Source organism: Caldichromatium japonicum (assembly GCF_011290485.1).
GTDB classification, from domain to species: domain Bacteria; phylum Pseudomonadota; class Gammaproteobacteria; order Chromatiales; family Chromatiaceae; genus Thermochromatium; species Thermochromatium japonicum.
In genome coordinates this window covers 351887-376047 of the sequence record NZ_CP048029.1, presented here as the reverse complement: position 1 = coordinate 376047, position 24161 = coordinate 351887, and the positions used below count along the sequence as shown (strand labels likewise).

23 protein-coding genes are annotated in these 24161 nt (G+C 60.9%); 12 read left to right on the top strand and 11 right to left on the bottom strand.

The features are described 5' to 3' along the window. Positions 1 to 35: 35 nt before the first annotated feature. Together GWK36_RS01780 and ptsP are read left to right on the top strand one after the other, a co-directional pair. Positions 36 to 305, top strand: a complete 270-nt coding sequence (locus GWK36_RS01780) for an HPr family phosphocarrier protein (RefSeq protein WP_166269557.1) — start codon at positions 36 to 38, stop codon at positions 303 to 305. Beyond that, positions 302 to 2047 carry a phosphoenolpyruvate--protein phosphotransferase gene (ptsP, locus tag GWK36_RS01775; protein WP_166269555.1) on the top strand — a complete coding sequence of 582 codons (1746 nt, stop codon included), beginning with the start codon at positions 302 to 304 and terminating at the stop codon, positions 2045 to 2047. Before GWK36_RS01780 ends, ptsP begins: the two co-directional genes overlap by 4 nt. Positions 2048 to 2059: 12 nt before the next feature. Here ptsP and gatA read toward each other — a convergent pair whose 3' ends face one another. Both gatA and gatC read right to left on the bottom strand, forming a co-directional pair. Continuing rightward, positions 2060 to 3514 carry an Asp-tRNA(Asn)/Glu-tRNA(Gln) amidotransferase subunit GatA gene (gene gatA, locus GWK36_RS01770; protein ID WP_166269553.1) on the bottom strand — a complete coding sequence of 485 codons (1455 nt, stop codon included), beginning with the start codon at positions 3512 to 3514 and terminating at the stop codon, positions 2060 to 2062. Further along, the gene (gene gatC, locus GWK36_RS01765) at positions 3514 to 3801 is read right to left on the bottom strand and encodes an Asp-tRNA(Asn)/Glu-tRNA(Gln) amidotransferase subunit GatC (RefSeq protein ID WP_166269551.1); all 288 of its coding nucleotides are present in this window, start codon (positions 3799 to 3801) and stop codon (positions 3514 to 3516) included. The genes gatA and gatC overlap by 1 nt, the downstream gene beginning before the upstream one ends. A 217-nt stretch (positions 3802 to 4018) precedes the next feature. On the opposite strand from gatC, the gene GWK36_RS01760 reads away from it, so the two are divergent. The 8 genes from GWK36_RS01760 (at position 4019) to lipB (ending at position 12053) form a co-directional block, all read left to right on the top strand. Continuing rightward, positions 4019 to 5065: a rod shape-determining protein gene (locus GWK36_RS01760; protein WP_166269549.1), complete on the top strand. Its 1047-nt coding sequence runs from the start codon at positions 4019 to 4021 to the stop codon at positions 5063 to 5065. Between the two features lie 43 nt (positions 5066 to 5108). Next, a complete protein-coding gene (gene mreC, locus GWK36_RS01755; protein ID WP_246237618.1) occupies positions 5109 to 6017 on the top strand; it encodes a rod shape-determining protein MreC in 909 nt (302 codons plus the stop codon). Continuing rightward, positions 6014 to 6532, top strand: coding sequence for a rod shape-determining protein MreD (gene mreD, locus GWK36_RS01750; protein WP_166269547.1), 519 nt, complete (start codon positions 6014 to 6016; stop codon positions 6530 to 6532). Before mreC ends, mreD begins: the two co-directional genes overlap by 4 nt. Before the next feature lie 4 nt (positions 6533 to 6536). Further along, complete coding sequence (gene mrdA, locus GWK36_RS01745) at positions 6537 to 8408, top strand: penicillin-binding protein 2 (RefSeq protein ID WP_166269545.1); 1872 nt, start codon at positions 6537 to 6539, stop codon at positions 8406 to 8408. Then, complete coding sequence (gene rodA, locus GWK36_RS01740; RefSeq protein WP_166269543.1) at positions 8398 to 9540, top strand: rod shape-determining protein RodA; 1143 nt, start codon at positions 8398 to 8400, stop codon at positions 9538 to 9540. The genes mrdA and rodA overlap by 11 nt, the downstream gene beginning before the upstream one ends. Then, entirely contained in the window at positions 9533 to 10087 is a 555-nt protein-coding gene (locus GWK36_RS15630) for a septal ring lytic transglycosylase RlpA family protein (protein WP_166269541.1), read from the top strand. The genes rodA and GWK36_RS15630 overlap by 8 nt, the downstream gene beginning before the upstream one ends. Positions 10088 to 10192: 105 nt before the next feature. Then, positions 10193 to 11332, top strand: a complete 1140-nt coding sequence (locus GWK36_RS01730) for a D-alanyl-D-alanine carboxypeptidase family protein (protein WP_166269539.1) — start codon at positions 10193 to 10195, stop codon at positions 11330 to 11332. A 145-nt stretch (positions 11333 to 11477) separates the two neighbouring features. After that, entirely contained in the window at positions 11478 to 12053 is a 576-nt protein-coding gene (gene lipB, locus GWK36_RS01725) for a lipoyl(octanoyl) transferase LipB (RefSeq protein ID WP_210756900.1), read from the top strand. A 7-nt stretch (positions 12054 to 12060) separates the two neighbouring features. On the opposite strand, the gene GWK36_RS14700 is transcribed toward lipB, so the two are convergent. The 3 genes from GWK36_RS14700 to GWK36_RS01710 form a co-directional block, all read right to left on the bottom strand. Then, on the bottom strand, positions 12061 to 12381 hold the full coding sequence (locus GWK36_RS14700; RefSeq protein WP_210756827.1) for a zinc ribbon domain-containing protein: 321 nt from the start codon (positions 12379 to 12381) through the stop codon (positions 12061 to 12063). A 322-nt stretch (positions 12382 to 12703) separates the two neighbouring features. Further along, positions 12704 to 13084 (bottom strand): hypothetical protein, encoded by a 381-nt coding sequence (locus tag GWK36_RS15200; RefSeq protein ID WP_246237617.1) that lies wholly within the window; start codon positions 13082 to 13084, stop codon positions 12704 to 12706. A gap of 150 nt (positions 13085 to 13234) precedes the next feature. Beyond that, the gene (locus tag GWK36_RS01710) at positions 13235 to 14749 is read right to left on the bottom strand and encodes a hypothetical protein (protein ID WP_166269535.1); all 1515 of its coding nucleotides are present in this window, start codon (positions 14747 to 14749) and stop codon (positions 13235 to 13237) included. 333 nt (positions 14750 to 15082) lie between these two features. Here GWK36_RS01710 and GWK36_RS01705 point away from each other — a divergent pair, with 333 nt between their 5' ends. After that, positions 15083 to 15829, top strand: coding sequence for a phosphatase PAP2 family protein (locus GWK36_RS01705; RefSeq protein WP_246237616.1), 747 nt, complete (start codon positions 15083 to 15085; stop codon positions 15827 to 15829). Between the two features lie 18 nt (positions 15830 to 15847). Here the strand turns inward: GWK36_RS01705 and GWK36_RS01700 are convergent, their stop codons facing one another. The 4 genes from GWK36_RS01700 to GWK36_RS01685 form a co-directional block, all read right to left on the bottom strand. Next, on the bottom strand, positions 15848 to 16762 hold the full coding sequence (locus GWK36_RS01700) for a diguanylate cyclase domain-containing protein (RefSeq protein WP_166269533.1): 915 nt from the start codon (positions 16760 to 16762) through the stop codon (positions 15848 to 15850). Beyond that, the gene (locus tag GWK36_RS01695) at positions 16759 to 17082 is read right to left on the bottom strand and encodes a hypothetical protein (RefSeq protein WP_166269531.1); all 324 of its coding nucleotides are present in this window, start codon (positions 17080 to 17082) and stop codon (positions 16759 to 16761) included. The genes GWK36_RS01700 and GWK36_RS01695 overlap by 4 nt, the downstream gene beginning before the upstream one ends. A gap of 23 nt (positions 17083 to 17105) precedes the next feature. Continuing rightward, positions 17106 to 17438: a hypothetical protein gene (locus GWK36_RS01690; protein ID WP_166269529.1), complete on the bottom strand. Its 333-nt coding sequence runs from the start codon at positions 17436 to 17438 to the stop codon at positions 17106 to 17108. Between the two features lie 82 nt (positions 17439 to 17520). Continuing rightward, complete coding sequence (locus tag GWK36_RS01685; RefSeq protein WP_166269527.1) at positions 17521 to 17691, bottom strand: hypothetical protein; 171 nt, start codon at positions 17689 to 17691, stop codon at positions 17521 to 17523. A 347-nt stretch (positions 17692 to 18038) separates the two neighbouring features. On the opposite strand from GWK36_RS01685, the gene GWK36_RS01680 reads away from it, so the two are divergent. Continuing rightward, the gene (locus GWK36_RS01680; RefSeq protein WP_166269525.1) at positions 18039 to 18668 is read left to right on the top strand and encodes a c-type cytochrome; all 630 of its coding nucleotides are present in this window, start codon (positions 18039 to 18041) and stop codon (positions 18666 to 18668) included. A 31-nt stretch (positions 18669 to 18699) separates the two neighbouring features. On the opposite strand, the gene GWK36_RS01675 is transcribed toward GWK36_RS01680, so the two are convergent. Both GWK36_RS01675 and GWK36_RS01670 read right to left on the bottom strand, forming a co-directional pair. Further along, on the bottom strand, positions 18700 to 21027 hold the full coding sequence (locus tag GWK36_RS01675) for a putative bifunctional diguanylate cyclase/phosphodiesterase (RefSeq protein WP_166269523.1): 2328 nt from the start codon (positions 21025 to 21027) through the stop codon (positions 18700 to 18702). After that, on the bottom strand, positions 21020 to 24013 hold the full coding sequence (locus GWK36_RS01670; RefSeq protein WP_425482768.1) for a chemotaxis protein CheB: 2994 nt from the start codon (positions 24011 to 24013) through the stop codon (positions 21020 to 21022). The genes GWK36_RS01675 and GWK36_RS01670 overlap by 8 nt, the downstream gene beginning before the upstream one ends. Positions 24014 to 24161 lie beyond the last annotated feature (148 nt).

Sequence of the window (24161 nt, the reverse complement as noted above, 5' to 3'; positions counted from 1 at the left end):
GGTCTAACCTTAACAGTGAGAGAAGGGTCCTGCGGATGATCCGCAAAGAGCTCGAAATCATCAATAAATTGGGCCTGCACGCGCGGGCGGCAGCCAAGTTGGTGAAATGTGCCGACAGCTTCGCGAGCGAGATCCGGGTGACGCGCGGCGAGCAGAGTGTCAACGGCAAGAGCATCATGGGACTGATGATGCTGGCTGCAAGCCAGGGGACACGGATCATCGTCGAGACCGATGGAACCGATGAGCAGGAGGCGCTGGCGGCGATTGAACAGTTGATCGGGGAACGTTTTGGAGAACCAGAGTGACCCTGGCCTTTCAAGGCATTGGGATCGGTTCGGCGCAGGCGATCGCCCTGGGACCAGCCTTCATCGACAGCGGTGGGCAGGTAGGGCTGACCCAGTCATCGATCGCGGTTGAGGAGATCCCAGGCGAGCTTGCGCGCTTCGAGCGGGCGGTCGATGCCGCCCGCCTATCGCTTAAGGAGGTACGCGCCCAGATCCCGCATGAGACCCCGATCGAGATTGTCGAGTTCATCGACACCCATCTCCTGATGCTGAAGGATCAGGCGCTGATCGAGGAGGTGCGCCGGCGAGTCGCCGATGAACGCTGTTCGGCTGAATGGGCCTTGCAGCGCCATCTGGATAGCCTATTGGCGGTCTTCGAGCGCATCGAAGACCCCTATCTGCGTGCCCGAGGCGATGATCTGGCGCATGTCGTGCGCCAGATCCAGCGCTTTTTGAACGGCACACCCCCACCCCCCGGACGCACCGAGCGCGACCTTAGCGGCTATGTCGTGGTCGCCCGCGATCTGATGCCTACCGACGTCCTCCTCCTCCATCAGCGGGGGATCGGCGCCTTCGTGACCGAGTACGGGGGGCCAATGTCGCATACTGCGATCCTGGCGCGCAGCCTGGGAATCCCCGCGGTCGTTGGGCTGCACGCCATCACCCGCTATCTGCGCGCCGGCGAACTGCTGATCGTGGATGGGCGGAGCGGAACCGTCATCGCCGATCCAGACACCCAGATCGTCGCCGCTTACCGCGCCCAACTCCAGGGACTCAAGGTCCGCAGAGACCGGCTGCGCACCCTGGCCCAACATCCAGCACGCACCCGCGATGGGGTCGAGATCCAGCTCCAGGCCAACCTGGAGCTGCCCGAGGACGTGGAGCTAGCCAAGCTGGGTGGGGCGAGCGGCATCGGGCTGTATCGCACCGAGTTTCTCTATATGAACCGCCCAGATCTACCAGATGAAGAGGAGCATCTGGCCAACTATCGCGCCATCCTCGCCCAACTCGATGGCCGCCCTATCACCATCCGCACCCTGGATCTGGGGCTCGACAAGCATAGTGGGGCCTTTGCCACTGGGGGGGCCTCGAACATGAGCAACCCTGCCCTGGGGCTGCGGGGCATCCGCCTGTGTCTTAAGGAGCCCGAGCTATTCACCCCCCAGGTACGCGCCATCCTACGGTCATCTGCCTTGGGCCCGGTACGCCTGATGCTTCCCCTGGTGACCAGCGTCCATGAGGTGGAACGGACGCTGGCGCTGATCACCCACCTCAAGCAACAGCTTGATCGCGAGGGCCTGGACTATGATCCGCAGATGCCGGTCGGGGCGATGATCGAGGTCCCGGCTGCGGCCCTCACCGCGCGGGCCATCGCCCGCCGGGTGGATTTCCTATCGATCGGCACCAATGACCTGATCCAATACACCTTAGCGGTCGACCGGCTAGATGAATCGGTCAATGACCTCTTCGATCCCCTGCATCCTGCGATCCTGCGCCTGATCCGCCTAACCCTGGAGGCCGGGCGCGCGCTTGCTATCCCCGTCGGGATGTGCGGCGAGATGGCCGGCGATCCGCGTTTTACGCGCCTGCTGCTCGGCATGGGTCTGCGCGAGTTCAGCATGCACCCTGGCGCCCTGCTCGATGTCAAGGAGATCGTGCTGGGCGCAGAACTCACCGAGCTGAGCCGACGCGTTGACCATTTTTTCGAGCAGCTCGATGAGGCCGATCCTGCGCGTTTCGTCGCCGAATTGAACGCGCTCTGATCAGATCTAGGCTCAATCAAAGCCCGCGGGCGTCGCCTGATGCCAATGGGTCAGATGCTGATAGCGATGGGCGACATTGAGCAGCCGGGCTTCTTGGAAATGATCGCCGATGATCTGCAGGCCCACCGGCAGGCCAGCCAGTGGCTCGATCGGGATCGAGATGGCCGGCAGACCGGCGAGATTGGCGGGGATGGTATAGATGTCGTTGAGATACATGGCCACCGGATCATCGCGTTTGGCGCCAAGGGCAAAGGCGGTGGTGGGCGTGGATGGACCCATGATGACATCGACCTCGGCGAAGGCGTGCTTGAAATCAGCGGCGATCAACTGCCTGACCCGCTGTGCCTTGAGATAATAGGCATCGTAATAACCGGCGGAGAGGACATAGGTACCGATCATGATCCGGCGCTTAACCTCATCCCCAAAGCCCTCGGCACGGCTACGGGTGTAAAGGTCCTCGAGGTCGATGGGATCGGTGCAGCGATGGCCGTAACGGACGCCGTCAAAGCGGGCGAGATTGGACGAGCACTCCGCCGGGGCGATGACATAATACGCAGGCACCGCCGAGGGGCTATTCGGCAGGCTGATCTCGCGGATCACAGCGCCGAGCCTTTCATATTCCCGTACCGCCTCCATCACCCGGTCGCCGATCGCAGGATCGAGCCCCGAGCCAAAATACTCTTTGGGCAGACCGATGTGCAGACCGTGGAGGTCATCATCCAGGGCATCGACATAATCTGGTACCGGCACATCGGCACAGGTCGAGTCGCGCGGATCGAAGCCGGCCATCTCGTCGAGGATACAGGCGGCATCGGCGGCAGAGCGTGCCATAACCCCTGCCTGATCGAGCGAGGAGGCAAAGGCGATCATGCCCCAGCGCGAACAACGACCATAGGTGGGTTTGATACCGGTGATCCCACAGAAGGCTGCCGGCTGGCGGATCGAACCGCCCGTATCCGTGCCGGTCGCCGCGGCGCACAGGCGCGCCGCCACCGCTGCCGCCGAGCCTCCGGATGACCCCCCCGGCACCCGGCTGGTATCCCAGGGGTTCTTGACCGGACCATACCAGCTCGTCTCGTTGCTCGATCCCATCGCAAACTCATCCATGTTGGTCTTGCCGAGCACCACAGCGCCGGCAGCGGCCAGACGTTCGACCACGGTAGCATCATAGGGGGCGATGAAATTGTCGAGCATGCGCGAGCCGCAGCTCGTCTTGAACCCTTGGGTGCAAAAGATGTCCTTATGGGCGATGGGGATCCCGGTCAAAGGGCCGGCATCGCCCGAGCGCAAGAGCTGATCGGCGCGCGCGGCGTCGGCCAATGCTTGCTCTGCCATGACAGTGATAAAGCTATTCAAGACTGGGTCGAGCCGAGCGATGCGATCTAGATAATGCCGGGTCAGCTCGACGCTTGAATAGAGACGCAGCCGCAGATCAGCGGCCATTTGGGCAATGGATTTGTTTTGCATCAGTCGATGACCTTGGGAACCAGATAGAGCCCGGCCTCGGTCAGGGGGGCAATGGCCTGGAAGCGTTCGCGCTGATTGGATTCGGTGGGCACATCGGGACGCATCCGTTGGGTCATCGCCAGCGGATGGGCCATAGGCTCGACCCCCGCCGTTTCGACTGCATTCATCTGGGCGACCAGATCGAGGATGGTGCCAAGGTCTGCAGCATAACGTGCCCGCTGCTCGGGGGCGATGGCCAGACGCGCGAGGTAGGCGATCTTATCGATATCGGCTAGATCCAGGTGCATGATGCCTGAGTAAGCGCACAACCATGAGGACTATGAGAACATATCATAAAACGATCGGGATCGTCGGTGCCTTGCCGAATCTAGGCTGGGATTGCTAGATTAGCGCCCCGATCGTAGCGCGTGCGCGCGCCCTCGACCTCTCTCTAACCCCGACACTCCTCATGACGGCGGTATGCCTCCCAGGGTCTTGCCGGCCAGAAGGTATCCGAATACACCGATGTTCCTTAGAAACATTCGCGGACTGTTCTCCAATGACCTATCGATCGATCTGGGGACGGCCAACACCCTGATCTACGCGCGCGGGCGCGGCATCGTCCTCAACGAACCCTCGGTGGTTGCCATCCGGCATGAACGGCAAGGGGGCACCAAGACGGTGGTCGCCGTGGGCGAAGAGGCCAAGCAGATGCTGGGACGCACCCCGCAAAACGTCACGGCGATCCGGCCCATGAAGGACGGGGTGATCGCCGACTTCACCGTCACCGAAAAGATGCTCCAGTATTTCATCCATAAGGTGCACGAATCGAGCATGTTGCGTCCCAGCCCCAGGGTGCTTGTCTGCGTGCCCTGCGGCTCGACCCAGGTCGAGCGCCGTGCAATCAAGGAATCGGCGCTCGGCGCAGGCGCGCGCGAGGTCTATCTCATCGAGGAACCGATCTCGGCGGCGCTGGGTGCGGGGCTGGCGGTCCATGAGCCGCGCGGCTGCATGGTCATCGACATCGGCGGCGGAACATCGGAGGTCGCCGTGATCTCCTTAAACGGCATCGTCTATGCCGAATCGGTGCGCATCGGCGGCGATACCTTCGATGATGCCATCATCAACTATGTGCGCCGCAATTACGGCATCCAGATCGGCGAGGCGACTGCTGAACGGATCAAGCACAACATCGGTTCGGCCTTCCCGGGCAATGAGGTGCTGGAGATCAGCGTCAAGGGACGCAGCCTCGCCGAAGGGATACCGCGCAGTTTTACCCTAAACAGCAATGAGATCCTGGAGGCGCTCCAGGAACCCCTGTCGATGGTGGTACAGGCCGTCAAGATGGCCCTGGAAAAGACCCCCCCTGAGCTCGGGGCAGACATTGCCGAGCGAGGGATCGTCCTAACCGGCGGCGGTTCGCTCTTACGCGGATTCGACCGACTGATCGAAGAAGAGACCGGGCTGCCGGTGGTGGTGGCCGAGGACCCCTTGACCTGTGTGGCGCGCGGTGGCGGGATGGTCCTGGAGATGCTCGACAGCCAGGATAGCCTGCTCCTGGCGACCGAATAGGCCCCAGTCGGGGTGTGTCCCCCTTGCCGAGACCGGGCTTGAGTTGCGTACGCTAAAGAGGACGGCGACCATCAAACCCCTGTTTAAGTCTGGTCCCTCACCCCATGTCCGCGTCATCCTGGCGGTAGGGGCGGCCCTCGCCCTGATGGTAGCGGACTATAGCGAGCAGCCGCCCGAACTACTGCGTACGGCGCTGTCCCTGCTCACCTATCCCCTCCAATTCGCTGCCGACCGTCCCAGCCAGCTCGTTCGCGAGATACGGGTGCGCTTTGTCAATCAACAGCGACTACGCGATGAAAACGCCGAGCTCCAGCGCGAAAACCTGCTGTTGAAGGCGAGGCTGCAGCAGTTTGCCGCACTCGAGGCCGAGAACGCCCGTCTGCGCGAACTCCTGGGCTCCTCCCTCGATGTCAGCGATCGGGTGTTGATCGCTGAGGTCATGGCGATCGACCTCGCCCCCTATCGCCAGCAGGTCATGATCAACAGGGGTTCCAATGCTGGTGTCTTTATCGGTCAACCCGTGCTCGATGCCAATGCGGTGATGGGCCAGGTCATCCGCGTCACCCCCTTCTATTCAGTCGTCCTCCTGATCACCGATCCCGATCACGCTCTACCGGTCGAGATCAATCGTACCGGTTTCAGGACCATCGCCGCTGGCCGCGGCCCCAATCTGGACCTCGAATTGCTATACATCCCCAAGAACGCCGATGTCCAGGTTGGGGATCTGGTGCTGACCTCGGGGATGGACGGGCGTTTTCCGCCTGGTTATCCAGTCGCCCGGGTCAAGACGGTGCGCCAAGACCCCGACAACCCCTTCACCACAGTCATCGCCGAGCCGACCGCTCGGCTCGATCGCAGCCGCGAGGTCTTGTTGGTCTGGAGTCATAACGAAAATCTGCGCGCTCAGGCCCTGGCCGCTGAGGCCTTCAAGCCGAGTGAATTTTCTAAATGAAGACTGTAGGCAAACGCGGCAAGCGACCCTATGCAGCAGCGCGCCAGCCGATCTGGCCGATCGCGCTGAGCTTGATCCTCGCGCTATATCTCACCATCCTGCCGATCGCGAGCTGGCCTTGGGATTATCGTCCGCCCTGGGTGGTGCTCACGATCCTATTCTGGTGTTTTGCCACCCCGCGCCGCGTCGGGATCTTCACCGCCTTTATCCTGGGTCTGCTCCTCGATGTGCTCACCGGCACCCTACTCGGCCAGCATGCCTTGAGCCTGTCGGTAACGGCCTATCTAGCGCTCGTCGTCCGCCCGCGCATCCGCATTTTTCCGCCTTGGCAGCAGGCGTTTTTTGTGGCCCTGATCCTGTTGAGCGAGCGCCTGCTCACCCTCTGGATCATCGGTGCAACAGGACAAACCCTGCCGTCGCTGACCTATTGGTTCTCGGCCCTGGCCGGTTTGGCCTGCTGGCCCATTCTAGCTTGGCTGCTGACCCCATTTGAACGGCGCCTCGAGACCCCTTGACCCCATGCTCGCCAGTAGTCTCGAGGACCGCGAGCGCGAACGTCGCCTGGTCAGAACGCGCCTGGCAATCTCCGCGCTCTTCTTTGTCCTGGGGCTGGCACTGATCCTGATCCAGCTGTACTACCTCCAGATCGAGCACTATGATCATTTCGCCGTCCTCTCGACCGAGAACCGGGTCAAGATCCAGCCGGTCCCACCCAGCCGCGGGCTGATCTTCGATGCCAGGGGGGTACTGCTGGCGGATAACCATCCCTCCTTTTCCCTTATGATCACCATAGAAAAGGTCAGGGACCTCTCTGCCACCATCGCGGCATTAAAATCATTGATCGCTATCCAAGACAGCGATCTAGCGCGCTTCGAGCGTCTCAAACGCCAACGGATGCGTTTTCAGCCCGTCCCGATCCGCCAAAACCTGACCGCTGAAGAGGTGGCGCGCTTTGCGGTTGATAGCTACCGCTTTCCTGGCGTCGAGGTCCAGGCTGAGCTGATCCGCAGCTACCCCCACGGCCTGCTCACTGCCCATGTACTGGGCTATGTCGGGCGGATCAACGAGGATGACCTTAAGCGCATCGATAAAAGTAACTATGCGGGGACCAATTTCATCGGTAAGGGCGGCGTCGAACTGGCCCATGAGGATGTACTGCATGGGCGGGTCGGCTATCAGCAGGTTGAGGTCAATGCCCGCGGGCGTATCCTGCGCACCCTCGAGAACACCCCACCCATCCCTGGCCAGGATCTCTATCTCTATCTGGACATCCGCCTACAACAGGCCGCCACCGAGGCGCTCGGCGCCAACCGGGGCGCAATCGTGGCCATCGACCCGCGGACCGGCGGGGTCTTGGCGATGGTCAGCCAACCGAGCTTCGATCCCAATCCATTCGTCGAGGGGATCAGCAAGGCCGACTATCAGGCGCTGCTCCGCGCACCGGATCGCCCGCTCTACAACCGCGCCATCCGCGGTCAGTATCCGCCGGGATCAACTGTCAAGCCCTTCGTTGGTCTGGGCGGTCTGGCGCTCGGCTTCATCACCCCGCGCAAGACGGTCTATTGCCCGGGTTATTTCAGTCTTCCTGGGCAAGCGCACCGTTTTCGCTGCTGGCGGCGCGGCGGACATGGGACGGTGGATCTGGAGCTCGGCATCGTGCAATCCTGCGATGTCTATTTTTATTCCCTGGCCAATCAGATAGGCGTCGATAAGCTCCATGCTTTTCTCACCGAGTTCGGTTTTGGCCGACGCACAGGCGTGGATGTCGCCGGTGAGCTCGCCGGGCTCTTGCCCTCGCGCACCTGGAAGGAACAGGTGCGCAAACAGCCTTGGTATCCTGGTGAGACCCTGATCATGGGGATCGGTCAGGGCTATTTTTTGGCGACACCCATGCAATTGGCCGCGGCGACGGCGGCGCTCGCCAACAAGGGGCGATTTATCCAGCCGCGCCTGGCCTATGCCCGCCGGGTCCCGGGCGCTACGACCGCCACCGCCTTTCCGATGATCAGCCGTCAAATCCAGATACCCAATCCAGGCGATTGGAATACCATCATCGACGCTATGGCCAAGGTCGTGGAAAGCCCCCGTGGTACGGCCAAACGTATCCACTCCAATGATTACCGGATCGCCGGCAAGACCGGGACCTCTCAGGTGTTTACCATCGGTCAAAAAGAGCGCTATGACGCCGCCAAAGTACCTATCCATCTACGCGACCACGCGCTGTTCATCGCCTTTGCGCCGGTCGAGGATCCGCGGATCGCGGTGGCGGTGCTGGTCGAAAACGGCGGCTCCGGCGGGGCGACCGCTGCACCCATCGCCCGGCGGGTGATCGATGCCTATCTCGGTGGCACCCCGCTAAACGACCCAGAAGAGACGAGCGGTGGCGACTGATCCATTCCAGGCGCGGGGCAACTGGGCGGTGGAAACAGCGGATGGTGGCTGGTTGCGCCGGCTGCATCTGGATGCGCCCCTGTTGACCGGTCTGCTTGCCCTGTGCGGTTTTGGTCTGATGGTGCTCTATAGCGCTGGTGACCGCGAATGGGAAATGGTCGAGCGCCAGCTCGTCCGTCAGGCCCTGGCCTTTGGGTTGATGCTGGTCATCGCCCAGGTCCATCCGCTCCAGTTCAAACGCTGGTCTCTCACCTTCTATATCTTCGGATTGCTGATGCTGGTGGCGGTGCTCTTGATCGGCGACATCGGCAAGGGGGCGCAGCGCTGGTTGGATTTCGGGGTCATCCGCTTTCAGCCTTCGGAACTCCTCAAGCTCGCTGTTCCCATGGCCGTGGCATGGGCACTGGCACGTTGTCCGCTGCCGCCGCGTCTGCCCAGCATCCTCCTGGCTGCGATCCTCACCCTGATCCCCGCAGCGCTGATCGCCAAGCAGCCAGATCTCGGGACCGCCCTACTGGTGGCCAGTGCCGGCATCCTGGTGCTGTTCATCGCCGGGGTACGCTGGCGCCTGATCATCGGCCTGCTCTTGCTCCTCGCTGCCCTGGTACCAGTGGTCTGGGGTCATCTGCATGACTATCAGCGAGCGCGTATCTTGACCTTTCTCAATCCCCAGTCCGATCCGCTTGGCAGCGGCTATCACATCATCCAGTCGCAGATCGCGATCGGCTCGGGCGGGCTCTCGGGCAAGGGCTGGCTGCACGGGACCCAATCGCATCTGGAGTTTTTGCCCGAGCGTCATACCGATTTTATCTTTGCCGTGATCGGCGAGGAGTTTGGTCTCACCGGGATCTTGGGGTTGATGTCAATCTATCTGTTCGTGATCGGGCGCGGCCTGTTGATCGCCGCCCGCGCCCAGGAGACCTATGACCGCTTGCTGGCCGGCAGCCTGACCCTGGTCTTTTTCGTTTATCTATTCGTCAATACCGGCATGGTCAGCGGTCTATTGCCGGTGGTCGGCGTGCCCCTGCCCTTGATCAGTTACGGTGGGACCTCAATGGTCACCCTGATGGCCGGCTTCGGGATGCTGATGGCGATCGAGACGCGGCGCAGCCGGCGCTATCAGGATGTCTGAGTCCCAGATTAGATCCGTCAGCCGCGCGGCGCTGGCCAGCCTGCTCATCGGGCTGGCGGGCTGCGCCGGTCCTGGGCCCCGCGACGATGACATCCCCCCCGAGATCGCCCGTATCCCGGATGCAGTCCCCAAGGTCGAGCCGCTGGCCCGTTCCGGCAACACCCCATTCTATACTTTCAACGGCCGACGGTATGTCAGGCTTGCCACGGCCCGCGGCTATGTCGAGCAGGGGCTGGCCTCCTGGTATGGCGAACCTTTCCACGGACGTCTCACCAGTTCGGGTGAGCCCTATGATCGCTATGGTATGACCGCGGCGCATCGCACCCTGCCGCTGCCTTCTTATGTGCGGGTCACCAATCTCGACAACGGACGGCGGGTGATCGTGCGGGTCAATGACCGCGGCCCTTTCATCGAGGATCGGCTGATCGATCTGTCCTATGCGGCAGCGGTCAAACTCGGTATCAAGACAAACGGCAAGGCACGGGTCAAGGTTGAAGGGATTGAACCCAAACGCTGCCTTTGGCCCTTTGACTGGTTCTGCCCTTGAGCCTGAGGCGCAAAACAGTTGGCGAAGGCACCAAGGCGCTGTATGATTTTTGATATAAAAAAGTGCAAATCCTGCAACAATCCTAACCCAGGCCACCGGATCTCAATGACTCTGATCATCCAGCGTCTGCTTTTGCCCTTGCTCCTGACGCTCAGCCTGAACATCGGCGCTCAGGGCCCCGCCGCCCCCCCGCCGCCGGAGCTCAACGTCAAGGGGTATCTATTGATCGATTTCTATAGCGGGCGGAGTCTCGCCGAGTTCAATGCCGATGAGCGGCTTGAACCCGCCAGCCTGACCAAGATCATGACCGCATATACGGTGTTCCGCGAGCTCGCCTCGGGGCGGATCAAACTCAGCGACCCAGTCATGATTAGCGAGAATGCCTGGCGTACCGGCGGTTCCAAGATGTTCATCGAGGTCGGCAAACAGGTCGTCTTGGAGGATCTGCTCAAGGGGATGATGATCCAGTCGGGTAATGACGCCAGTGTGGCCCTTGCCGAATATGTGGCCGGCAAGGTCGAGTCGTTCGCCAATCTGATGAATGCGAACGCCCAGCGGCTCGGCATGACCAATAGCCATTTCACCAATCCCAATGGCCTGCCCGACCCCGAGCTCTATACGACCGCGCGCGATATCGCCCGCGTGACCAGAGCCCTGATCCGCGAGTTTCCGCAGTATTACACCTGGTATTCGCTCCCTGAGTTCACCTACAACGGGATCACCCAGCAAAACCGCAATCCCTTGCTCAAACGCGATCCCACGGCTGACGGGGTCAAGACCGGCTATACCCGCGCCGCCGGCTATTGTTTAGTCGGTTCGGCTAAGCGCGGCGATATGCGCTTGATCTCGGTGGTCATGGGCGCCCCCAGCCCCAAGGCGCGCGCTGAGGCGAGCCTTGCCCTGCTGAACTATGGTTTTCGCCTTTATGAAGCCGATAAGCTCTATCCAGTAACCCAGCCGCTCGTCAAGCTGCGGGTTTGGGCCGGCGAGCGCGAGGAGGTGGCAGCGGTGCCCCAATGGGATGTTGTGGCTACCATCCCGCGCGGTCAGTATGGCCAGTTGAATGCCTATGTCGAGAAGCTCCCCAACATCGAGGCCCCTCTGACGCGCGGCGACCGCTTGGGTGATATAGTTGTGCGTCTAGGCGAGGAGGAGATCCTGCGCGTCCCCCTGGTTGCGTTCGAAGATCTGCCCAAGGGCGGATTCTGGCGCCAGGCCAAGGATTCGCTCTTGCGCCTGTTTTGAGTGATCTATCTGGGTTACACCAGATACGGGGACGGCCCAGTAGAAGACGCCGTCCAAGTACGCTCCGAGTCATTGTGAACGCGGCCTAGCCGTGCGGATCAAGCTCCTTCAGGGCCCTCAGGACTATCTGGACATCTGGGCAGCGATGCGCGCCTTCACCGAGATGCGCGGGCCAACCACCCCAGATGAGCTCTGGTTGCTCGAACATGCGCCGGTCTTCACCCTCGGTCAGGCCGGGCTCCCAGAACATCTCCTCGATCCAGGCACCATCCCGGTGATCCAGAGCGACCGCGGCGGTCAGGTGACCTATCATGGCCCAGGCCAGTTGATCGCCTATCTGTTGTTCGATCTCAGGCGCGCTGGGATCGGGGTGAGGTACCTGGTCGAACGTCTGGAGCAGGCGGTCATCGACCTGCTGCATGGCTATGGTATTCGCGGCGAGCGGCGCCCGGGTGCGCCTGGGGTCTATGTGGCCGAGGCCAAGATCGCCGCCTTGGGGCTGCGGGTACGCAACGGTTGCTGTTACCACGGACTAGCACTCAATGTCGCGATGGATCTTGCTCCCTTTGCCCGGATCAACCCTTGCGGCTATCCGGGGCTTGCCGTTACCCAACTCGCCGATCACTATCCCCAGGTCGAGCTTGCCGAGTTGAGCTGGCCCTTGGCCAGACAGCTCACGCGCCAGCTCGGTCTGGAACCTGTCGGCGTCGATGCTGACTGATCTGCCCTCAAGAAGGTGCGCAAACAGGCGCACTGTGCTCTTCCTGCCCCGAATGCGGAGCGCATTCGTCTCTGACAGGTGTGACTTTCCCGACTACGGCAGAGACCCTCTCTGCTGTAGCGCCGCCGTTACCGGACGGACTCGCCACGGGTAGGGCAGTTGCGGTTGCCAGCCGTTTGAGATTGAGCGCGGCATTGATGTCCCGATCATGGCGCGTGCCGCATTGAGGACACGTCCATTCCCGATCCTTCAACGCCAACATCTCATTCTCCCAACCACAGACCGAACACAGGCGGCTGCTCGGATCCCAGCGATCAGCTAAAACCAACCAGACGCCGTAGCGTTTCGCCTTAAGGCCGCTCGGACATTGGCAATGCGTGCGTGCGGCCTTGCCAACATCGCAGAGGATTTCCTTCGATTCTTCAAGATCGGAAGCCTTGTGCCTTTTGGCAGTCTGGCACTTGGCGCAAACCCAGCCCCGACCTTGGCCGCCTCAACCTTGCAAGAAAGGCGTCTGCCTCGAATCCTGAGACAACGAAGCGCAGAGGAGATTCAACAGACTCGCCATTGGAAAGCCTGGCTGCCGCCTCAACGCCCAGGTCAACACCAGTCGTTTCATGCGCCTGCGATAGAACGCAGCATCGGCCACTTCAACCTGAATGGCGACGAACCTGCGATCCGCAGTACGCAAACTTGCGCTTAAAGTTCAGGCCGCCGCCGATTTCCTCAACGAACTCAACATTCGACAAGCCTTTCGCCACATCAAACTCTTCCAACACCTTGCGCTGGTCGGCGAGGTCTGGCTTCTGCGCAGCACTGGATATGCGACAGTAGGCATCAATCCGCATTGGCTCTGATACCTTACTGCGCAAGCCAATCAACTCGCGGATTTGTGCCTCGCGACTGTTCGCGCCACCAGGATCAAACCCCCTTCGCGCTCCCAGCGTTGCAAGGTCTTGACCGAGACGCCAAGCCGCTTCGCCGCCTTGTCTGTGCCCATCATCGCGCTTTCCATGTGGAAAATTATCCACTATCACGCATAGCTTGTAATACTAGGGTTGGCTCCTCCAAGGGAAACATGGATTGATTCCACCTTGGTCATTCCGGCGAACATCCGAATCCAATCAATTCAATCGTTTGGATGGGCGGTGCTTGCCGGTATAACACATCGATCAGCGGTTCTAGGGTACATCCGCCGTCGGGCGCATCTCGGTGTCACAGGCCCCACCGATGCTGACTGGACGCAGCAGAGCCGACCCAGTGCATTCCTTACCCCGATCTGCGATCCGGCACTGGATCTCGACTGGACGACCCTGAGCCAGCCAGCTCGGTACCCGGCGATAACGCCCGGTGCCTAAAGAAGGACAGCCCAGAGGGATACCATAGGCCGGACAGCGCGCTGGCTTGCCGAGGCTGACCTTGCGTGCATCGATGGCAAAGCCATGATAGAGATCTTGGAGCTCGATACGGTCGCGCTCCGCCTCGGCATGGACCCTAAAGAGCTGAAAGGCGTAGCCGTCTTTTAGGCGTTCGCCGACCGCAATGCGGGTATTGGCGATCAGGGCATGATCCTCGCCGCGGCGCGCTACCGCCCCGCTGATATATTCGACGCGCGGGTGATCAGGGAAACACTGACCCATGGCCGGGGCATGATAGTAATGGCGGGTGGCGAGGAGATCGGAAAGGGGCGTCCCAGGAAAGACCTCCGCCAGCTCCGTCTCGCTGCCATACAGGACCCGCTCGGCATCCGGCAAGCTCTGGGCGTACATGGCCTGGAGCCTGGCATAGGGCTCGCGGTCGGCGAGATCGGGGCGCAGATAACAGGCGGTCAACCCCGAGATCTGGGTGAGATATTCGTCCCAGATGTTGTATTGCGAGGGTGTCGAGGCAACGCCCTGGACATCGCCGGGAAAGCGGCAGCCCTGGGCAGGCTGACACTGCCCGAAGGCGCGGTTGCGGATCGAGAGCACCACAATATTGCGCTCACAGGCCCCATAGGCCGAACAGCCGCGCCCGAGGTGTCCCTCGTAGAGCGCGGTACGCAAGGCATAATCCAGATCGCGGGCGCGTTTGAATAGATCGGGCGGCCCGAGATCGGCGCTTTTGGCGATAAAGGCATCCCAGGCCCCCGCCAAGGCCTGACGGCGCCCCCAGAGACGTCGCTGGACAGCGGCGCACTCCTCCGAGTCATGGAAGGCGCGCACGATGCGGTCGAGCGCGCTCACCCCGCCGCTGCTCCCTGGCGGGTTCATTGGACGGGGCGGATCAAAAAACGGCGCCTTGTCCAGGGGATAGAGCAGGCGAGCGCTGATGACCTGGCTCGTCCCTGCAGGGCAGTGATGATTGGGCACCCTGAGCTCCTGGCGCGCGGCGATGGCCTGTCTGAAACGCTCAGGCGAATCCAGGGTAGCCGTGCGCGGATCGACGACCACCTCAAAGCCCACATAGGGCGTCCCCGTGGGATCGGTCAGGGAGATACCGTCGCGGATCACCAGGCAGGGGATGAGCGAGGTGCCCTGCATAAGCGTCCCTGCGGATGGGGCCGAGGTCCCAGAGGCGGCAAAGGAATCAGCCGCGTAATAAGGGATCTCCAGCGGACCGTTGAAGCGATAGACGGTCAACACCGGCGTTGCTGGGATCTGGGCCAATGACCCAAAGGCCCAGACCAAGAGAGCTGTCCCAAGCAGGCTACGCATGATGATCGCGTCCTCAATAGGCTCAACGATTAGAGATTTAAGGCCGGCTCCAGTCGGCATCAGCTAGATGACCCAATGCACGACAAGCCTTGCCCTTCAAGAAACGCTGATGAATTCGCAACCCCGCACCCGCCGCCTTCGCATCTCGGTGATGTTTCTGGATTCCGTTGCGGCTTTCGCCGCAACGACGATATAAGACTTTTTCAGCGTTTCCTTCAGGGCGGAGAGGATGTCAACTCTCGCCCCTTCATACCCCGCAGGCTTGGTGATCCCGGTGCAAGTCCCAAGAAAACGGAGTAACCCCAAAACCCTTTGCGCTTGTCTCGATCTGCTATGATTGCAACCCCACACCATCCGCTCAAGATGCCCTGGTCTCTATTACAAATCCTGCGCGCGCGCTGGCTCAATCTCTCCCTGGCGTTTTGGCTGGGTTGCGCAGCCCTGGTCGGGGTGGCGCGCACCTATCCTGAGCTCGATCTGGCCGTCTCCCGCCTGTTTTATACACCGGATACCGGTTTTACCCTGAAAGGGAGCCCCTGGGAACAGGGGCTGTATCGATCCATCCCGATCCTGACCCTGATGATCAACCTGGGGCTGATCGCGCTATGGTGGTTCAACCGGCGCACTGGACGGCGTTGGCTGGGTCTCGATGGACGCCGGCTCGCCTTCTTGTTGGCATTGCTGATCCTGGTTCCGGGTCTATTGGTCAACCAGACGCTCAAGACCCACTGGGGCCGCGCACGCCCCATCAATGTCATCGCCTTCGGCGGCGACCAGCCATACACCCCTGCCTTTGTCATCTCCGTTCAGCAGGGCAAATCGTTCAGTTCTGGGCATGTCGCAGCAGCTGCCTATCTGATGGTCGTGGCCGCGACCCTGGCGGGACGGCGTTCCTTCTGGTTTGGCATGGCGCTGCTCTATACGCTCGCCGTCGGGGCCGCCCGCATCGTCGCGGGCGGTCATTTCCTGAGCGATGTCCTGACCTCCATCCTGCTGGTGTGGATGGGTCAGGGTGTGTTGCGCACGATCTTTCTCGTCGACTGGCCAGACGAAAGCCCAAAGGTCAGCGATGCAAACTGATTGGCGGTATCTTTAATTTCAAAGCCACACCTCGACCCGATTGCGCCCCTGGGTCTTGGCGCGCGCCAGCGCCGCCTCGGCGTGCTGGATCAGGGTTTCATAGCTGCTCCCTCCTCGGCCAGAGGTGGCCGCGATCCCGATGCTCAGGGTGAGGACCCCGTGGGGCGAGGCCGGATGCCAGATCCCAAGCTCAAGGATCTCCACACGCAACCGCTCGGCCAACGCCCGCGCCTCATCCAAGGTCATCTCGGTCAGGACAGCGACGAACTCCTCGCCGCCATAACGGGCGCAGAAACGACCGTCCCCCCCCAACCGCTTATCCAGGATCGCGGCCAGGGTACGCAGACAATGATCCCCTGCCTCCTGACCGAGGGCGTCGTTATAGCCCTTGAAATCGTCGATATCGCACAGAATCGGGGCGAGGGGTCGCTGTTCATGACGGTCCGGTTGGAGCTCCTGGAACAAATGCTCGATGAAGAAACGGCGGTTGGGGATATTGGTCAGGGCATCGAAGACCGCCTGCCGGCGCAGATCTTGCTGAGCATGTTGCAACCGCTGTCCCAATGAGCCGATGAATCCCACGCCGGCAATGCCGACCAGGGCATGGCTTGCCATGAGCTCCAGCCAAGGGTATGGGACTGAGCTGGGGCAGGGTGATACTGATCCCCCCCGCACATCGCCGAGCTGATAACCATCTTTGCGATGACATTTCAAACAGGGCTCTTCGGTGAACAACGGGGCCATATACCGATACACCTGGCGATCGCCCTCGGTCGAAAAGCGCGCCCATTCCTTGGCACCCTGCTCGAAGGACTGCAAGGCCTCTATCTCCCAGGCAAAGGGCGCGTTTTCGGGGCGAAGAGGCCTCAGGCTGGTGATATGGAACTGGACGCCAGTGCGCTCAGCGGCCAGTTTGGATAGGAGGCGGGTCATATAGGCCGGGTTACCTTGGTGAGGGTCAGTTGGTCGCTGACCCGGATGTCGCGCATCGGGTATTCGAGGTATGGATTGGGCGGCATTTTGGGTGTCACTGGGACATAGACGCCGCCATGTTCGGCATTCCAGCGGCGCATGAGCACGATGAGGTCATAGAAAGACCGGGCGGACTGATAGGCCAGTGCCTTGCGCTGGTGTTCGGCCTGGCTGAGGTTCCAGACCAAGGAAGCCCCTAGGAGCAACAACCAAAACGCCATCAACCAGATCAGCCCGCTCTCGGCGTACAAGGTGCGGGAAAGGTGGTGGGTTGGGGTCATTGCCTCATCCCTGGATGCATGTTTCATGGGGATGATCCGCGTGACCTAGAGGCCGACCTGAATAATTCGGTTAGGGTACGCAATTCATTGGGGGGATGGGCGAGGTTCCATTCAAGATCCACCAGCGGCGGTCGGTTGACGGCGCTAAGTGGATCAAGCGGCGGGATCTCGATGACCCGCAGGATATGGGCGCGCAAAGGTAAGGCGGTAGCATCATGCATCTGCCCGACTAATAGCAACAGGCTTTGACCAGGTTGATAACCTATCCCCGCCACGGTGAGTATTAGGCGCCCCTGGGCGATCTGCAACAGCTTGTGCTCAAAATCGGCGTCGTCATCGAGGATCACCTCGAGCACTGGGGCCAGCGTGAGCCTCGTTCTCTGGGCAGCGTTCTGCCTTTTGCCGGAAAACAGCCTAAGCAGTTTGGTTAGCCGTTGCTCACGGGTGTGCGACAGAATGGATAAAGCGCAGCCCGATCTGCCAACGCCCCGTGTCCAAGCCTTGGCTACGGAGCACCTCGGCCTCGATCGTCAACGTCTGACCGCTCACCCAGGGAAAACGGACAACCAAGTGTTCGCCCACCTGGATACAGGTCATGAAAATGGGCATTGATCAGGGTCCCCATACCCGCCCGCCAGACCTGGATGGGCAATGCGACCGCGAAACCGTCATGTGAGCGCTGTTCAGGCATGATCATCCCCTCCTCGATGCGTGCCGGATCAGACCCCTGTGCAGCCGCATTGGACACGAGGGCCAGGCTGCGACTACCACATATATACGCGCCGTTTGACCCAACAATATGCCTTTTGTTATACATTACCAACTTTTGCCCTGACCTGAATCAGGCGGCGGGCACCGCGCGCTCAAGCCTTACGTAGTCGTAGTATAGGCAATTCCATGATTTTTAATCCCCATCCGGATTTTAGGGCAAGGCCCTTTGGCGGAGTACAGAGTCCATGAAGCATCGATGGTTAACAGCGGTTTCAATAACAGCGGCTTTGCTAAGCGGTTGGGTAATGGCTGCAGAAGATCTGCAGCCAGCAGACCCGGCCCGCGGGGCAGCCAAGGCCAATAGTATCTGCATGGCCTGCCATGGGCCCCAGGGCAATAGCGTCGTCCCGCAATGGCCTAAATTGGCTGGGCAACGCCCAGAATATATCATGAAGCAATTGATGGATTTTAAGGCCGGCAATCGAGTCAATGTCCAAATGACGCCGATGGCCAAGCCGCTGACGGATCAAGAGGTGGTGGATCTGGCGGCCTATTTTGCAAGTCAGACCCAAAGCGGCGGGGTGGCCGATCGTGAACTGGCCAACCTAGGTGAATCTATCTATCGCGCCGGCAACCCGGCCACCGGCGTCCCTGCCTGTAGCGGCTGCCATGGTCCAGCCGGTATGGGTCAGGGGCTCGCCAAGTTCCCCCGTCTGGCCGGTCAGCATGCCGACTATGTCAAACAGACCCTACACTATTTCCGCTCGGGCGAGCGCGCCAATGATCCCAACGGGATGATGCGTGGGGTCGCGGCCCGCATGACGGATCAAGAGATCGCAGCGGTGGCACAATACATCCAGGGTCTATCCAAATAAGATTGGGCAAAGGCCGCGTCTGCGGCCTTTTTCATTTCCCCAGCAGCCACTGGGCTGCCAATGCATCCGCTGGCAGGGGGCGGCCATAGAGAGGGCCGCTGCCCTCGAGGCAACCCTCGGCTGCAAGGAAATTGGCCTGCTCGACCGTTTCGATCCCAGCGGCCAAGACCCCCCATCCCAGTGCCCGCGCCGCTCCGATCAGGACGCGTACCACCGACTCCCTAGTCCCCCCTTGCCCGATCCCCGCAACCAGGGAGCGGCTGATCTTGACCTGGGTGAGCGGCAGACACCCAATCCTGGAGAGTGAGAAACAGGCAACGCCGAAATTATCCAGTACCAGGTTTGCACCCAGGGCACGAAGATCAGTGAGTGTTTGACCTAGCGCCTCCGAACGCGTCATCAGGCTCGACTCACCGATCTCAAGCACCAGGCGCTCAGCATCAAGACCGCTGGCCTGCACGATGCCGGCAATCCGTTCCACGCTCTCCGAGCGATCGAGCGTAGACCCTGCCAGCTTGACGCTTAAGCGCGGGACCCAGAGCGCCGCGCTATCCCAGGCGGCCATCTGCCGACAACCAGCCTCCAGTACGCGGAGGTTCAGCTCGTCACTCAATCCCATGTCATCGACGACTGGCAAAAAGCGCTCAGGGGTCAGTAGGCCGAGCTGCGGATGCAGCCAGCGACATATTGCCTCGATCCCTACCAATTGGCCTGTGATCAGATTGACTTGTGGCTGATAATGCAGGATGAGAGCCTGCTGATCGAGGACCAGGCGTAGGTCTTGCTCGATCTGCCGGCGTTCGGCCACCCCTTTGGACATCTCCGGGGCAAAGAAGCTAAACCCGTTGCGTCCCGACTGTTTGGCCCGATACATGGCGAGATCCGCATGCTGGATCAGGGTCTCGGCGTCCTGGGCATCGCCGGGATACAGGCTGATCCCGATGCTCGCTGTCATCAAGAAGCTATGGTCGGCGACGACCAATGTTTGCTTGAAAAGATCGAGGATGCGCTCAGCGAAATGGGCGGCGAAACGCGGCTCGGGGATATCCTCAAGGAGGATGACGAACTCGTCGCCTCCCAGCCGCGCGAGCGTATCGACGCTGCGGACCTCCGCCTTCAGCAGGTCAGCGATCTGGCGCAATAAATCATCCCCAACCCCATGCCCGAGCGTGTCATTGATCTCTTTGAAGCGATCGAGGTCCAGGAAAAGGAGTGCGCACTGACGGCGATACCGCCGGGCGCGCTGGAGACATTGTTCGAGCCGCACCTGGAGATAGGTACGGTTGAAGAGACCGGTGAGGGCGTCGTGCTGGGCCAGATATTCGAGCTGTTCCTCGAAGCGTTTGCGCTCGGTGATGTCGCGATTGACCCCTCGACGCCCCAGAAAGCGATTATCGGCATCGAGCACGGCGATACAGACATGCTCGATCCAATGTACCTCGCCATCGCGCGACCGGATACGCAATTCCAGGATCTGCTGAGGCGTGGCTGGATCGGATTGGATGCGCTCGAGATGCGTCTGCCATCTCTCGCGGTCGGTATCTAGGATCAGTCGTCCAAAGAGATCTGGATCGAGGATAAATGCCTGCGGCGGATAGCCCGAAATCTTTTCGCAGGCCGGCGAGACATAGAGATAACCGCCATCGACATCGCGCCAAAACTCCCAGTCCGAGCTGAAATCGGCGAGCACCCGGTAATGATCGTAGCTTTCGCGCAGTCGCTCGGTGGTTTCCTGGAGGCACTGGCGCTGGCGGACCATCTCAGTGCGGTCTATGATGGCACACACATACTGGGCGATCTCTTCACCTAGGGGCGGGAGGATGGCCAGATGGAGATCGCCGATGAATGCCTCCCCTTCCCTGGTGCGCAGCCGGATCTCGGGGAGGAAGATACCTCCCTTCGTCAGATTGGTCCAGGCCAAGACCACCCGCTCGCGATCCGGTTTAGCGATCAGGCGGGCGAAGAAATGCTGCCTGAGATGATCCTGATCGAGTCCAAATAACCGCTGCGCCGCTGGATTGGCCTCATGGATCAAACCATGACGGTCGATCACCAACTCGGCGATTGGGAGCGTATTAAAAAAGGCGGTGAAGCGCCCCAGGGCCTGCTGGGTACGTGCCTGACTCTGGATCAGCTCGCCGTTTTGGATCTCGAGCTCAGCCTGATAGATCCGTAGGTTTTCGATCAGTGCCTCTTGATTGAACCCTTCTCGACTGAGCAGCTCCTCGACAAGATCAAAACGGCGGGCATGCAAGGCTTCGAGGGCGCGTTCGCGCAGACTCGGGCCGGCATCAGCTTCTGAAGCTGCCGATTGAGAGGGCTTGGGCGATCTAGGTCTCAGGGTTTGCTCGTCATTCATCTCGATGGACGGACCAATCGGTCAGGTCGATATGGCTGACGATCACCCCTACTCGGCCATGGCGGATGGGCGCCGCATACAGGAGATATTGATGTGCCCCTGCCTCTGCATCTGGCAAGACGTACTCCAGCCAGAATGACGACCGTTCGTTGGCGATCACTTGCTCGATCCCCAAGCGGATCGCCTCGGCCTGAGGCACTGCAGCCAGATAACCTGTGCGATAGGCGTCGAAATAATTGGCCCCAAGACCGCAGGACTTGAGCTCCGGATCGCCGTGGCTGCGGGCAAAATCGCGCCAGGCGTCGTTGGCGATGGTGATCGTACCCTTGCTATCGAGCACCGCGACCTGCATCGGCAGCGAATCGAGCACCGCCTGGAGGTGCTCGATGTCGCGCAGGCTAGTGATATCGACAAAGGTGGCCACAGCGCCGCGCGGTTCGTTGGAACGCACGGCATAGGGCAATACCCGCACGAGATAATGGCGATTGTTGGCTGCCTTGATCTCATGCTCGAACATCTCGCCGCGTTCGATGGTCTGACGTAGATCGGTAATAAACTCCGGATACTGGAGTAGATTGGTAAAGTCGTCGATCGGTCGCCCCAGGTCGGTATCGCGGATCTTAAACAGGGTCGTGGCCTCGGGCGTAAAGCGGGTCAGACGCAGTTGCGCATCGACAAAGACGGTCGCAATCGATGCGGCCTTGGCCATGCTGTCCAGATCGGCATTGAGCCGGTTGAGGATCTCGATCTTTTCTTGGTTTTCGGCATTGACCGTATAGAGCTCCTCGTTGACCGATTGCAGCTCCTCGTTTGAGCTCTGCAGTTCCTCGTTAGAGGCCATGAGCTCCTCATTGGTCGCCTGCAGCTCCTCATTGGCGGTCTCGAGCTCCTCGATCGTCGCCTGCAGACTCTCGCGGGTGGCAGCGAGCTCGCGTTCGAGGTTCTCGATACGCTGAGTGGTCTCGCGGTCGAGGCTGATGGTCTCGATGGCCTCTCGATCCATGCCCTCGATGATCCGCAGATTGCTGGGCTCAGAGGGGAGCACCTCCTCTGGGCCGTAGCCGATTACGGGCTCGAAAGAGAGCAAGAGATGGAGCTCGCCGCTGGGGGGCTCGACCGGGCGCGCCACCAGACGCAGGCGCTCGGTGCGCTCATTGTCCAGCGCCAGGCCGATGATATCCGAACGCAACGGCAGCCGGTCGCGGGCCGCCTTATAAAGCAGGGCCTTGGCAACCGCAACCAGCGAATTGGGCAGGAGCTTTGAGAGGTCCAGGCTGACGCTGCCCTCGCTGATCCGCAGATAGGGTCCGACATCCCCGAAGACATGCAAAAGGTCATGATGCTGGTTCAGCAATAGACTCGTCGGGGCGTATGCGTGCAATAAGACCCCTTGCGCCGCATCGATCGCTGCGGCATCGGTCGCGACCCCGCGGGTGCGAACCCCTGGGCGGGGGGACGCGGGCACGATGGTGACCTGGCGGGTACGCGGACTGCTTGCAACATCGAGCGGCAGAGAGACATGGCGCAGGATGCGATAGATCTTGTGCTTGGAGCTGACTGCGGTAAAGTCGGTATGCAGATTGGCGATGGTCTCGCTTGGGCCCAAGAATAAAAAACCACCCGGTGCCAAGGCATATTGCAGACGGCGCAGGGCGCGTTCCTGGGCCTCGGGGCGAAAATAGATCAACAGATTGCGGCAGGAGACCAGATCCATGCGGGTAAAGGGCGGGTCTTCGAGCAGGTTATGGCGCGCAAAGACGATGCTTTGCCGGATCTCGGTCTTGACGACGAAATGATTGCCGCGCTTGATGAAGAACTGCTCTAAGCGCTCGGGCGAAACCTCGGCGGTGATCGCCTCGGTGAAGACGCCGGCCCCAGCGATCTCGATGTTCTGTGGCTCGACGTCGGTCGCGAAGATCTTGATGTTCGGCCAGCGGCGCGCCTTCTCGAAGGCCTCGGCAAAAAGGATAGCGATCGAATAGGCCTCCTCGCCGGTGGCCACCCCAGGTACCCAGACGCGGATCGGCTGGTTGCCGCTGTGGTCGCTGACGATGGTACGGATCGCGGTCTCGGCCAGGACCTCGAAGGCATCCGGGTCGCGAAAGAAGCTGGTGACTGGGATCAAGAGCTCACGCCTGAGGGTGGCCAGCTCCCCGCGATCGGTGCTCAGCAGCCGGACATAACTCAGGAGATCGGGGGTTTGGCGCACTTGCATGCGCCGCTCCATGCGCCGCATCACCGTTGCCGGTTTATAGTCACGGAAATCGATCCCGCCGGCATGTTGCAGGAGGTGCATGACCTCTTCGTGGGCGCTGTCGCGGTCGATCTCCATCGCCATCGAGGGCGGACGCACCTTGGGCTGTGGACGCTGATGGATGTGATCGACCAGACGCGGCCCGATCTCCTCCGGCGGGAGCACGGCATCGATCAGCCCTGTGGCGATGACGCTGCGCGGCATCCCATCGAACTTGGCGGTTTCGGGGTCTTGCGCAACCAAAAAACCGCCGGCATCGTTGATTGCCACCGCCCCACGCGTTCCATCCGAGCCGGTCCCCGACAGGATCACCCCGATGGCGCGGTTGCCGAACTCCTTGGCCAGCGAGCAGAAGAACAGATCGATCGGTAGGGTCAGTCCCCGTGGATTCTTGGGGCTTAGGCGCAGGATATCGCCGCTGATGGTCATCAGGCTGGCCGGCGGGATGAGATGGACCCGATTGGCCTCGATGCGCATGTCATGCTCGACCGTGACGACCGGCATGGGTGTATGGCGCGCCAGCAGATTGGCCATCATGCTCTTATGGTCCGGCGAGAGATGTTGGACCACTACATAGGCCGCACCAGTATCTGCCGGTAGGCCCTGAAAGAATCGCTCCAGGGCATCGAGTCCACCTGCCGATGCACCGATGCCAACGACATAGCCATCGAAACGGCTTGGGAGGGAGGTCATCTCGACCCCATCCATTGTGTTCGGGTCATCGGACATCATACAGCCACTCCTGATTATCCTTCGTGCACCCTGATGACCTGAGCAACGACCCGCTGCGCCCTGTGCTCAGGGAACAGCAGTTCGCCCCGTCCCATCAAACAGGATCGACGCCATTCGGCATCTCGTATAAATCGCCAGTTGTCAATCT